This window comes from Bacteroides sp. An19, assembly GCF_002160215.1.
GTDB lineage: Bacteria > Bacteroidota > Bacteroidia > Bacteroidales > Bacteroidaceae > Phocaeicola > Phocaeicola intestinalis.
Genome location: NZ_NFKD01000062.1, coordinates 18,264 through 27,769 on the forward strand (window position 1 = coordinate 18,264; position 9,506 = coordinate 27,769).

Below are 9,506 nucleotides of genomic sequence, written 5' to 3' on the forward strand. Positions count from 1 at the left end.
AAAACTTACAGTCATGAAGCAAGTAGAAAATTCTTTCATCATCACAGGTTTTGTAGCAAAGGACGCTGAAATCCGCACGTTCACCAACAACGATGTAGCCAGTTTCCCGATGGCAATCGGCCGCAAGGAAACCAAGGACAACGCCACCAACCGCGTGTCCGCTTTCATCAACGTGGAAGCCTGGCGCAAGAGCGGCAGCGCATCGTTCGAGTTGCTGAAAAAAGGTACGCTGCTCACCATAGAGGGCTATTTGAAGCCCGAAGAATGGACCGACAAGAACGGTATGAAGCAGAACGGCATCAAGTTCGTGGCCAAGAAGTTCTACGAGGCGGTGGAGAAACAGGAGAAGGCCGAGAAGCCCCAACCTAAGGCTCGCGCCAAGAAACAGAAGGAGGCGGCATAGACCGCTTCCTTCTTCGAAAAGAGCGGCTTCGGCCGCTTTTTTCGTGCTCAATGCACGTGAAGCCTTGCTCCTTTTAAAATGATTAGCTACCTGTTCTACCATTACCCGCTTTGTTATACCGGCTATTCCTTATCCCGCCCTCCAGCCGTCACCGTTTAGTTTTACTGATGCAAAGGTCGGCCATCGCGCCTGATGGCGGCGGCTTGAAGTGGATTTCTTGCAAATTCTTCCTCCTTGCGGAGCGTAATTGGCAACAAAAGCCGCCGCATGAGGCTTTCCCGATAGCCGAGCCGCCGCATCGATAAAACCCCAAATCGGTCACGGCAAGAAGGACCGATGACAGGGAAAGTTTAACATCAAAAACATACACCAATATGTACGATTACGACAACAGAGAGGAATTTGAGGATTACGGCAAGCATTGCTGGCTGCTGACCCCGTGGAAAGGCTACCGCTCGGCAACCATAGTCGGACAGACCGACAAAGGCTATATCGTCCAAGTGAGCAGCGGAGCGGAGATAGTGGTTTATCCTGACGAGATAGAGATTAATTAACCCCAAAGCATACCCATATGGAAAAGACAATCGAAAAGATACCGACATGGAGTCTGTGCTACCTTGTCAATGGAGATGCATGCGGACTGACAGAGGAAGAACTACAAACCATCGACCGCTGGTACAAGGACATGGGCGTACAAGTAGTTTCGCCCGTCATGGACAGTGAATGCAACCTGCAACCCTATTTTTCACCTTGCCCTGCTTTCGGCTTGCCGACAGAGGTAGTGGACTGCGACATCTTTTATATCCAACCCACCAAACAATGACAACCATGAAAGGAACTGAACATTTCAAACAGGCCATCAAGAGCTATTTGGACGAAAGAGCCAAGACGGACGAACTCTTTGCAGTGGCTTATGTCAAGGAAAACAAGAACTTGGACGATTGCATCACGTTCATACTCAACCAAGTCAAAGCAATGGCCAATGAGGGCTGTGTCGGCATGGCTGACGATGACGTGTATTCGCTCGCCTGCCATTTTTATGACGAGGACATCATAGACATAGGCAAGCCCGTCAACTGCGAGGTGATAGTCAACAACCGTATTGAACTGACCGAGGAAGAGAAAGCCGAGGCACGGCAGAGGGCTATCAGCCAATACCAAGCCGAGGAATTGCGCAAGATGCAGCAACGTAAGAGCAAGTCGGCGGCAAAACCACAGGAGACCAAACAAACAGAACCTAACTTATTTGGCTTTTGAACGATGAAACCACGCAACAAATTCGAGAAAGCTGTACTTGCCCAAAGCGGCAAGCTCCGCCCCTTGAGCAAGGCACAGCTTGCTTGGGCATTCCGTGAGTGTGTCAGCCATTTTGCACACCGACTGCCCAAGGGTCGGACAACCTGCATGGACTGCGGCCATGAATGGGTAAGAGAAAAAGCGACAGGGCATTGCACCTGCCCGAAGTGCCACGCAAAGCTGGAGGTCAAGAATACCCTTGTCCGCAAAATACGGCAAAAGGCATATTTTACCCTGCTTGACAAGTGTGGGAAGTACCAAACCCTGCGAATGTTCCTGCTTGTGGTGGAAATGGAGAAAGGCTGCAAGGCGCACCCTTACGCCTTGGAAATCGGGCAGTATTGGTGGAACGACAAAGGCAAACAGACGCTTGTAGCCATTCAGCGCATATTGGGCAGGTACATGGACACCTTTTCTTTCGTTTCGCCAATGGCCATTCGGGGAGACAACGAAGTGTACCGCCATATTGCCACTTTTGACACCTATCCGAGATACAGCGTTATCGACACTTTGCAAAGAAACGGTTTCCGCAGCGACTTGCAAGACATTGAATCGGCAAAACTCATACCGGCATTGCTGACCGACCCGAAAGTTGAAACTCTACTGAAAGCCGGACAATATGACTTGTTGCGCTATTGCCTGCACTCATCAACTTGTCAGGACGATTACTGGCCGTCTGTGAAAATCTGCCTGCGGAATGGATATACCATTACTGACGGCTCAATGTGGTGCGATACCATTGACCTGCTTAGGCGAATGGGCAAGGACACACGCAGCCCGAAATATGTCTGCCCTGCCGACTTGAAAGCGGAACACGACAAATTGGTGGAACAGCGCAACCGCAAGGAGGAACGTGAACGTCTGGCGTTGCGCCGAAAGGAAGCCGCCCAATATGAGAAAGAGTACCTGTTGCAGAAAGGCAAGTTCTTCGGCATCCTCATCACGGACGGAACGCTGAAAGTCAGAGTGTTGGAAAGCGTGGCCGAGATAGCGGAAGAGGGTACGCTGATGCACCATTGTGTATATGCCAACGCATACTACCGCAAGGAGAACTCGCTGATATTATCGGCTACCATTGATGGGAAACGTATTGAAACTGTGGAGGTTGACTTGGAAAGATTATGCGTGGTACAAAGCCGTGGCTTATGCAACAAAAACACAGAATACCACGAGCGCATCGTCAACCTTGTAAACAGCAATATGAACTTGATTAGGAAGCAGATTAGTGCTTAATCACCATTGGGTAAGGTAAGGCATATCGGGAATATTCCCGGTGTGCCCTGCCTCCCTGCCTTCTCCTGTTACATCCCTTTTATAAAAGCCCATCCCACTTATATCCATCTTTGATACCCACGGCTTGCCCTATATCACAGGTATGACGGGCTGTGCCGCAGGCCATGCCGCTGTAAACGGCGGCGAGGCTTCTGCGGCATGGGCAAACGTGAACACACCCTTTCCTGCCGGCGTACAAGTCCGCTGACAAGGAAATGGCGAGTTCCCCTTTAGTTTGCCCGGCAACCCGTCAGTTCTTTTTTTGCAAGCCGAGCCTGTTATATCCCTTTTATATTCCACTTAACATATACTGTTTTAGGGTAGTATATCTCCTTTTCTACCCTTTCATCTTTTTGTCATCCTGCCAATCGATGCCCTGCAGGTTATTTTGCTGCAAAATAAATGTGGCGTGGCTTGCCGTTGCAAACCGGCCTTGGCAGAAATCTTCCTTGGGGCTTCACTCCAAGCGTATTTCTGCCGTCCGATTTGCCGAAAAGCCATTCCGCCCCATTCCGGAGGCAGAAAAATAACCTACAAGAGCCATCGAAATATGGCCGATAGCAGGGGAAAGAACAAAATCTGTCAAATATGAAGAATATGAACTACAACAAATTGCAAGCATTGGCGGCGAACACAGCAGCTATCGAAACAGCCTATCGGGTGCGGAACGAGAAAAGGACGGCGACAGCAGTCGAACGTGAAACCCTCTCCCTGTATTCGGGATTTGGGGGCATCAAGGAAGTATTGGATTTAGGAACAAATGCCCCCATGTCCGACAAGATGAAACAGACTTTAGACCATCTTGTGTGCGTATTGCAAGCCATAGCACAAGACGACGAAACACTATACAGGGAGCTTGTGGATAGCATAAAGGCATCCGTCCTTACCGCTTTCTATACCCCGAAATTTCTCATAGAGGCGGTGACCGACCAAATACAAGCCACGTTCCAAGCCAACGGTTTGTTAATGAAATCCTTTCTTGAACCATCCGCAGGAATTGGTGGCTTCCTGCCAGTTTCTATGTCCGACACTTACAAGGCAGCGTTTGAAAAGGACTTGGCGACAGGGCTTGTGCTTTCAGCCTTGCACCCCGATGCAAGGGTGATTGTTGACGGCTTTGAAACCATTGGCGCACAGGAGTTGGAACACGGCTCATTCGATGTGATAGCGTCCAACATACCTTTCGGCACGATAAACGTGTTCGATGCGGACTTTGAACGCAGGGGAACGCCTTACAAACAATCCCTTAAAGCCATTCACAACTATTTCTTCATCAAGGCGATGGAACTGTTAAATGAGGGCGGCTTGCTGGCTTTCATCACGTCAAGGGGCGTGGCTGACAGCCCATCCAATCGCTTTGTGCGTGACTATCTGGTGCATCACGCCCATATCATCACCGCCCTGCGCTTGCCCGACACGCTTTTCATGCAGACCGGCGGCATCGAGGTAGGCAGCGACCTTATCATCTTGCAAAAGGACAGCCACAAGCAAAACCTCACCACAAGGGAACGCCTGTTCTTGGAAACGTGCAGGGAGCGCACATCGCAGGGGCTGGAAACAGAACACGCAAACAAGGCATTCTCCTTACCACAAAGCACGTTGTCCACAGGCACGGCCATCGGCACAAACCAATTCGGCAAGTTGGTGCGCAAGTACGAGTGGAACGGCACAGAAGAAGCCATACACCAACGGCTTGCCGAGATATTGAGAGCCAATTTCACCCACTATTTCAAGCCCTTCCTGTTTGGTTGGCAAAAGCAAGCGCAGCCGCAGCAGGGAGCGATGCTATCCCTCTTTGACCTTTTCGGGGAAGCCACGGCAGCGGCACAGTACAAGCCAAACACTGGCAAACGACCCTACACGGACGAAATGCCCGGTTGGATGAAAGACGGTGCATTGGTGCTGTTCGAGGGGCAACTTGGCACTATACAAAGCAGAAGAACCGACCGTTTTTCCGAAATGACCGCATGGTTTAACCCGATAAAAGTCAACGGTGCGGACATGGAACGGGCAAAGGACTACCTTCCCGTGCGAAAGGCTTACTTCGAGTTGTCGGAAAGCGAAGCGGAAACAAGGGAAGAACAACCCTTGCTCCGTGAACGGCTGAACAAGACATACGATGCGTTTGTGACCAAGTGGGGCAATTTCCACACGGACGGCAACAAAGAAATGATGACGCTTGACAGCTTGGGCTTTGAGGTGTATTCCATCGAAATGCAAGTGCGTGGCGAGGTGATGAAATCCGACATCATGCGCGAGCCTGTGGCTTTCAAGAAAATAGACACATCGGTACGCCTTGCCCCGATGGAAGCGTTGGCAAGCAGCTTGAACTATTACGGCAGGGTGGATATGGTTTACCTTGCGCAATCGACAGGATGCAGCGAGAGCGAGGTGATAGAGGCGTTGGAGGGCGAAATGTTCTACAACCCTGAAACCAGCGCATGGGAAGAAAAGGGGCGCATACTTGCAGGTAACGTGGTGGAGAAATGCAAAGCGTTCGCCGGACATATCCATAGCCTTGCAGGACAGGCAAGGGCTTGGACTGAAAAGACGGTAATGGCGTTGGAAGAGGTCACGCCCGAACTGATACCTTATGAGGAGCTTGACTTCAACATGGGCGAGCGGTGGATTCCGACAGAAGTCTATGCCGACTTTGCCGAATACCTGTTTGATGTCAAGGTCGATGTGGTGTACTTTGACGTGAACGACACCTATGTTATTTCCTTACATGGATATTCCCCTGCCGCATACAACATCTATGCCTCGCACGGTTACACAGGCGAGAAACTGTTTGCCCATGCCCTGCATGACACCATACCCGAAATAAAAAAAGAGGTGATGCGTGGCGGTGAATGGGTGAAAGTACCCGATGAAGAAGCCATGCAGGAGGTGGCAACCAAGATACAGGAGATAAGGGGCAAGTTCAACGCTTGGCTTGACAGCCAGCCTATCGCCGTCCGTGACGAGTTGGTAAGGCTCTACAACGAGCGTTTCAACTGTTATGTGCGTCCGTCCTATGACGGTTCGGCGCAAACATTCCCCCGCCTTTCCTTTGCACAGTTCCCTTACGATGACTTATACCCCTCGCAGAAAGACGCCATCTGGATGATTAAGCAGAATGGCGGCGGTGTGTGCTGGCATGAGGTAGGCGCAGGTAAAACAATGGTGATGTGCGTGGCGGCATACGAAATGAAACGCTTGGGGTTGGTACAGAAGCCTTTGATAATAGGGCTGAAAGCCAACGTGCATGAAATAGCCGACTGTTTCCGCAAGGCTTACCCATCGGCAAAGTTGCTCTATCCCGGCAAGGAGGACTTCACCCCTGCCAACCGTGAGGAACTTTTCAGCAAAATCAAGAACAATAATTGGGACTGCATCATTCTGACGCATGACCAGTTCGCAAAGATACCGCAGTCGGAAGAAACAATGTTCGGCATCATGCAACAGGAACTTGACGATGTGGAACGCTCCTTGCAGGTGCTGGAAGAAAGCGGCATGGGGTGGCGCAACCGCCGTATGCAGAAAGCGTTGGAGAAGCGGCAAGAGAACCTGTCGGCAAACCTCCTGTCGTTGAAAACACGCATTGAGGAGAAGAAAGACGGAGGCATAGACTTTCATACGATGGGCATAGACCACATATTTGTAGATGAGTCGCACTACTTCAAGAACTTGATGTTCCAGACACGCCACACGAGGGTTGCGGGCATCGGCAACAACCAAGGTTCACAGCGTGCTATGAACCTGCTGATTGCCATCCGTGACATACAAGAACGCACAGGAAAGGACTTGGGGGCTACGTTCCTGTCGGGTACGGTGGTCGTAAATGCTTTGACCGAATTGTACGTGCTTTTCAAGTACCTGCGCCCGAAAGAGCTTGCCAAGCAGCGTGTGAGTTGCTTTGACGCATGGGCTGCTATATTTACTAAGAAAACGACTGACTACGAGTTGAACGTGACAGGTTCTATCAAACGCAAAGAGCGTTTCCGTACCTACATCAAAGTGCCGGAATTGGCGGCTTTCCTGCGTGAAATCACGGATTACCGCACGGCAGAAATGATAAATCTTGATATCCCCGACAAGAACGTGCGTTTCCTTTCGGACAAACCGACCATGGAACAGGAGGCGATGATAGAACGGTTGGTACGTTTTGCCAACAGCGGTGAATGGTCGGATTTGGGCTTGGAAGCCCCTGCGCCCGAACACATGGACAAGGCAAAGATGCTGATTGCTACTAACGTGGCAAGGAAGATGGCGTTGGATATGCGTCTGTTGAGTGACCAGTTCAGCGATGACCCTGCCAACAAAGCCTCACGCTGCGCACAGACCATCTATGAGTATTATGTGAAATCAAACGCTCACCGTGGTACACAGTTCGTTTTCAGCGACCTTTCCACTTACAAGCCTAATGAGTGGAATGTTTGCCAAGACATCAAGGACAAGTTGGTTGCAATGGGTGTTCCGGCCAATGAGATACAATTCATCCAAACCGCCAAGACCGAAAAGGCAAGGAAGAAGATTTTTGAGGGCATGAACAACGGCACTATCCGTGTGCTGTTCGGTTCTACCTCCATGCTCGGCACAGGTGTGAATGCCCAACAGAGGGCAGTGGCGGTGCATCATTTGGAGGTACCCTGGAGGCCGGCCGATTTGGAGCAACGCAACGGTCGGGCGGTACGCAAAGGCAATACCGTGAAGCAGTGGGGCGGCAACGTGGTTGACATCATCATCTACGGCACGGAAAAGACCTTGGATGCCTACAAGTTCAACCTCTTGCGCAACAAGCAGCTTTTCATCAACCAAATCAACAACGGCACGATAGCCGTGCGCCGCATAGACGAGGACGGTATGGACGAGGACACAGGCATGAATTTTGCCGAGTTCGTGGCCATCCTTTCGGGCAACACCGACCTTTTGGACAAGGCGAAGCTCGACAACAAGATTATGCAGTTGGAAAAGGAACAGGCAGTTTGCAACAAGGAACGTTACCGTGCGGAACGTAAGGCGGAGAGCAACCGTCAAGAGATTGACAACTGCAAGCGCAACATCGGGCGCATGACAGAAGATTGGGAGTATTTCAACACCCGTAAGGAGGATTGCAGCATTGAGGTAAACGGCAATGCCCAACTGACAGCCGAAGAAACAGGACGAGCCTTGCATTCAATTTCAAGGAAACACCGTGGCGACTTTACGTCCGTTGGCAGTTACAATGGCTTACGGCTGTTGGTGCGCAGCGAGTACCGTCTTGACGGCAGCTTTGACCGCAACACGTTTTTCGTGGAGGGCAAGAGCGGCTTGAAATACAAGTGCGGCAAGTCCGGCTCATTGCCACCAAGTTTTGCGGCGGCTGCGGTGTTCCCACAGACCACTTTGGAAAACATACCCAAGCTAATGGAACGCCAAGCCGAGCGGCAAAAACATTTGGAGGAAGAAATCACCACCTTGCGACAAGTGATGGCACGGCGTTGGAGCAAGGAAGAAGAACTGAAACGGCTCAAACAGGAGTGTAAGGAATTGGAGGAGCGCATCAACCGCACCCTTGAAGAAGCGGAACGCCCAACCGTACCGACACCAGGCACCGAGCCAGTGGCAGTACCGGCGGCATAGCCAACTTCATATTTGACACTTTCCCCTGCTTTGTTGAGAAACACGGCAGGGGATTTTCCCATTTGCCAGAGCTTGTCTTTGTTGGCAGCCCAAGCCGACGGGAGACAAGCTGCCCTATACCTATTATATATAGCTGCCCAAAGCAATTTATACCTGCGGTTTCCGCCACTTGTATTTTCCCTGCCTTTTATATGGACTTTGCCATCTTCCTTTATACCAAGCATATCCGGTTTCCCGACCCGGAATAATCAGCGGAAGCCTGTTCTTACGCACGTCTGTCCATTGGGCAGACCCACACAAGGAGGACAGACGGACGCACGTTGTCCTTGGCAGGCACACGGGAACTTCAGCCTTGCTGAAACAACCTCGTATGCCTGTCCCCCGCCCAACAAGCGTCCTCTTTTGTCTGCCTAGCAGGGTTTGTTTGACCCACCCAAGCCGGAATACTGTTATAGTCCAGTTTTATCGACGAATCCCTTTTACAAAACGCTCCACCTTTTATACTTGTCTGATGCCATTGCGGTTTCTGCACCTGCTTCGGATTATTTTCCTGCAAAACTAACAGGCCGTGTCCAATCCTTGCAAATCCGGCAAGCCGCCACGGGTGGTTGGTGGAAATCTTCCTTTCCGCTGCACTGAAAGCGTATTTCCACCACCGGATTTGCCGGTTGTCCTTTGCCCATTGACGGGGCAGAAAAATAACCCCGATGCAGGCTTGTAAGGAAGCCGAAGACAGGGAAAGAAGTTAAACCCTCAATATTAATGGCGATGGACAAAAACATAATAGGACAGGCGAACAAAATAATGGTGTGTGTCTTATCCTAAAAAAAGTTGACTCATAAAAAGAAGAAATATGAGAAAAACTTTAAAGAAAGAGTATTTATCTTTGGCGTACCAATTACGTCAGGAGGGTATGAGTTATCGTGCAATA

General features: G+C 50.6%; 7 protein-coding genes. All 7 read left to right on the plus strand.

From position 1 onward, the window contains the following. Nucleotides 1–13: 13 nt before the first annotated feature. The 7 genes from B5F25_RS17215 (at nt 14) to B5F25_RS17240 (ending at nt 8,575) form a co-directional block, all read left to right on the plus strand. Entirely contained in the window at nt 14–403 is a 390-nt protein-coding gene (locus tag B5F25_RS17215) for a single-stranded DNA-binding protein (protein ID WP_087251031.1), read from the plus strand. A 374-nt stretch (nt 404–777) separates the two neighbouring features. Next, nucleotides 778–957, plus strand: coding sequence for a glyoxalase (locus B5F25_RS17220; protein WP_087251032.1), 180 nt, complete (start codon nt 778–780; stop codon nt 955–957). A 17-nt stretch (nt 958–974) separates the two neighbouring features. Then, entirely contained in the window at nt 975–1,226 is a 252-nt protein-coding gene (locus tag B5F25_RS17225) for a hypothetical protein (RefSeq protein WP_087251035.1), read from the plus strand. Between the two features lie 5 nt (nt 1,227–1,231). Further along, nucleotides 1,232–1,660 (plus strand): PcfK-like family protein, encoded by a 429-nt coding sequence (locus tag B5F25_RS17230; RefSeq protein ID WP_087251037.1) that lies wholly within the window; start codon nt 1,232–1,234, stop codon nt 1,658–1,660. 3 nt (nt 1,661–1,663) lie between these two features. After that, complete coding sequence (locus B5F25_RS17235; RefSeq protein WP_087251040.1) at nt 1,664–2,932, plus strand: PcfJ domain-containing protein; 1,269 nt, start codon at nt 1,664–1,666, stop codon at nt 2,930–2,932. Nucleotides 2,933–3,056: 124 nt separating this feature from the next. Then, on the plus strand, nt 3,057–3,179 hold the full coding sequence (locus tag B5F25_RS22655) for a hypothetical protein (RefSeq protein WP_262483273.1): 123 nt from the start codon (nt 3,057–3,059) through the stop codon (nt 3,177–3,179). A 389-nt stretch (nt 3,180–3,568) separates the two neighbouring features. Beyond that, nucleotides 3,569–8,575, plus strand: a complete 5,007-nt coding sequence (locus B5F25_RS17240) for a helicase-related protein (RefSeq protein ID WP_087251045.1) — start codon at nt 3,569–3,571, stop codon at nt 8,573–8,575. Nucleotides 8,576–9,506 lie beyond the last annotated feature (931 nt).